Origin of the sequence: Dietzia sp. B19, assembly GCF_014145155.1 — a bacterium.
GTDB lineage: Bacteria > Actinomycetota > Actinomycetes > Mycobacteriales > Mycobacteriaceae > Dietzia > Dietzia natronolimnaea.
Genome location: NZ_JAALED010000553.1, coordinates 1 through 2,546 on the forward strand (window position 1 = coordinate 1; position 2,546 = coordinate 2,546).

General features: G+C 70.0%; 3 protein-coding genes. 2 read left to right on the top strand and 1 reads right to left on the bottom strand.

The features are described 5' to 3' along the window. Nucleotides 1–50 precede the first annotated feature (50 nt). Nucleotides 51–848, bottom strand: a complete 798-nt coding sequence (locus G6020_RS15095; protein ID WP_182611184.1) for an SDR family oxidoreductase — start codon at nucleotides 846–848, stop codon at nucleotides 51–53. 157 nt (nucleotides 849–1,005) lie between these two features. Here G6020_RS15095 and G6020_RS15100 point away from each other — a divergent pair, with 157 nt between their 5' ends. Together G6020_RS15100 and G6020_RS17590 are read left to right on the top strand one after the other, a co-directional pair. Then, complete coding sequence (locus G6020_RS15100) at nucleotides 1,006–2,361, top strand: NAD(P)-binding domain-containing protein (protein ID WP_182611185.1); 1,356 nt, start codon at nucleotides 1,006–1,008, stop codon at nucleotides 2,359–2,361. Then, the coding region (locus G6020_RS17590; protein ID WP_182611186.1) for a TetR family transcriptional regulator at nucleotides 2,358–2,546 on the top strand (189 nt) is incomplete at its 3' end. The genes G6020_RS15100 and G6020_RS17590, both read left to right, overlap by 4 nt.

Consider the following 2,546-nt stretch of genomic DNA (forward strand, 5'->3'; position numbering starts at 1 on the left):
CTCGCGGCCCGCACCCCGGCGTCCGTTTGTCGCGCGGCCGCGACCCGGCCTCACGAGAACGCCTTGGTCGCCAGGCCGAGCACGTCCGGATAGCGGCGCAGCTGGGCGCCACCGTCGACGGCCAGGTCCTCCCCCGTCATCCAGGGCGAGCCGGCGAGGTAGAGCACCGCCCGGGCGACGTCCTCCGCGGTGCCCCGGTGCGGGACCGCCGCGTTCTCGGCGTACTCCTCGGCGAGCCCGGGGATCTGCAGGACCGGTTCGGTGAGCGGGGTGACGAGGAATCCGGGAGACACCGTGTTCACCCGGATCCCCCGCTCCCCGAGCTCGAGCGCGGCCACCTGCGCGAGCATCACCAGCCCCGCCTTGGCAGCGCAGTACGCGGCCATCCCCCGGCCGGGTTGCCGCGCGTTCAGCGAGGCGATGGCGACGATCGAGCCGCCCTCACCGACCACGCCTCCGGCGTGCTTGAACACGAGGAACGCGCCGGTGAGGCACACGTCCACCACTCGCCTGAACTCCGCGGTGTCGTGGTCGGTGACCAGCCCGAGCGTGCTCACCCCGGCGGTGGTGACGACCAGCTCGGGGGCGATACCGGTGAACAGCGCCTCCACCGACGACTCGTTCACCACGTCGACGACCCTGTGCTCGTGGCTCGGGGCGTCAGCCGCGCCCGCCAACCCGCCCGCGCCCTGGAGCTCGGCCGCGCGCGCCTCGGCGAGGTCGCCGTTGACGTCGGCCACCGTCACCCGCCACCCGTCCGAGGCGAGCTGTTGCGCCGTGGCCCATCCGATCCCGGATGCGCCACCGACCACCACCGCGTGCCGCCTACCGGTCGTGTCGTCTGCCATTTCCGCCTCCGTCCGGGATGGGGCCCGGGGCGAGGTGCCCCGTCAGCGCGCCAGGGACGCTGTTGACGCCCGTCAATCCCTGGCCATAATCTAGGACCGCAATGTGATTCGCGCCATAGCTTTCCGGCGCGGCGGTCCCCGGCCCGAAGAGGTTTCCATGACACCCATCCCCACTGTCGCCGTCATCGGCGCGGGCATCAGCGGTCTCACCACCCTCAAGATGCTCGACGACTACGGCATCGAGGCGGTGGGCTTCGAGGCCTCCGACCGGATCGGCGGGAACTGGGCGTTCGACAATCCCAACGGGAGCTCGAGCGCGTACCGGTCGCTGCACATCGACACCTCCAAGCACCAGCTGAGCTTCCGGGACTTCCCCATGCCCGAGGAGTTCCCGGACTTCCCGCACCACTCGCAGATCAAGCAGTACCTCGACGACTACGCCGAGGCCTTCGACCTGCTGCGCCGCATCGAGTTCGAGAACCGGGTCCTGCACGCCGAGCGGCTCGAGGGCGGCGGCTGGGAGCTGACCACCGAACGCACCGGCACCCGCCGTTTCGACGCGCTCGTGGTGGGCAACGGACACCACTGGGACCCGCGGTTCGGCGACTTCCCGGGTGAGTTCACCGGCGAGATGATCCACTCGCACGCCTACGTCGACCCGTGGGACCCGCTCGAACTGCTGGACAAGCGCATCCTCGTGGTGGGCCTGGGCAACAGCGCCGCCGACATCGCGGTCGAGTTGTCCTCCAAGGTGATGCGCAACGAGGTGGTGATCTCCACCCGGTCGGGCGCGTGGATCGTCCCGAAGTACATCGCCGGCAAACCGGCCGACAAGTACTTCGCCACGTTCCCGTTCCTGCCCTACTCGTGGCAGCGCAAGGCCATCCAGGCCATGCAACCGATGTCCGCGGGCCGGCCGGAGTCCTACGGACTGCCCACGCCCAACCACAAGTTCTTCGAGGCCCACCCCACCCAGTCCGTCGAGTTGCCGCTGCGGCTGGGCTCGGGGGACATCACGGCCAAGGGCAACATCGCCCGGTTCGAGGGGCGGACCGTGCACTTCGAGGACGGCACGGCGCAGGACTTCGACGTGGTCATCCAGGCCACCGGCTACAACACCTCGTTCCCCTTCTTCGACCCCGAGTTCCTCAGCGCCGACGCGCACAACCACGTGCCGCTCTACAAGCGGATGTTCTCCCCGGGCATCGACGATCTCGTGATGGTCGGATTCGCCCAGTCCACGCCCACGCTGTTCCCGTTCGTCGAGGCCCAGGCCCGGCTGGCGGCCGCGTGGGCGGCGGGCCTGTACCGGACGCCGGACCTGGGGGAGATGGAGCAGGTCATCGTGGCGGATGAGAAGAAGTACATCGGGCACATGCTCGACACCGCGCGGCACCAACAGCAGGTGGACTACTTCCTCTACGAGCACGACCTGCGGACCCGGGAGATCCCGGCGGGCCGCGAGCGCGCGGCACGCTCCGGCGGGATGATCCGGACGGCGGCGCCCGCGTGAGCGGGAACGGCACCTCCGGCGAGGGCACCAACGGCTCTCCCCGGGGCGATCGACGCCGCGAGGCCCTGCTGGCCGAGCTCGACCGACAACTGCGCACCACCAAGCTCGACGACATCTCGGTGGCCGACCTCACCGACGCCGCCGGCATCACCCGCTCGGCGTTCTACTTCTACTTCGACTCCAAG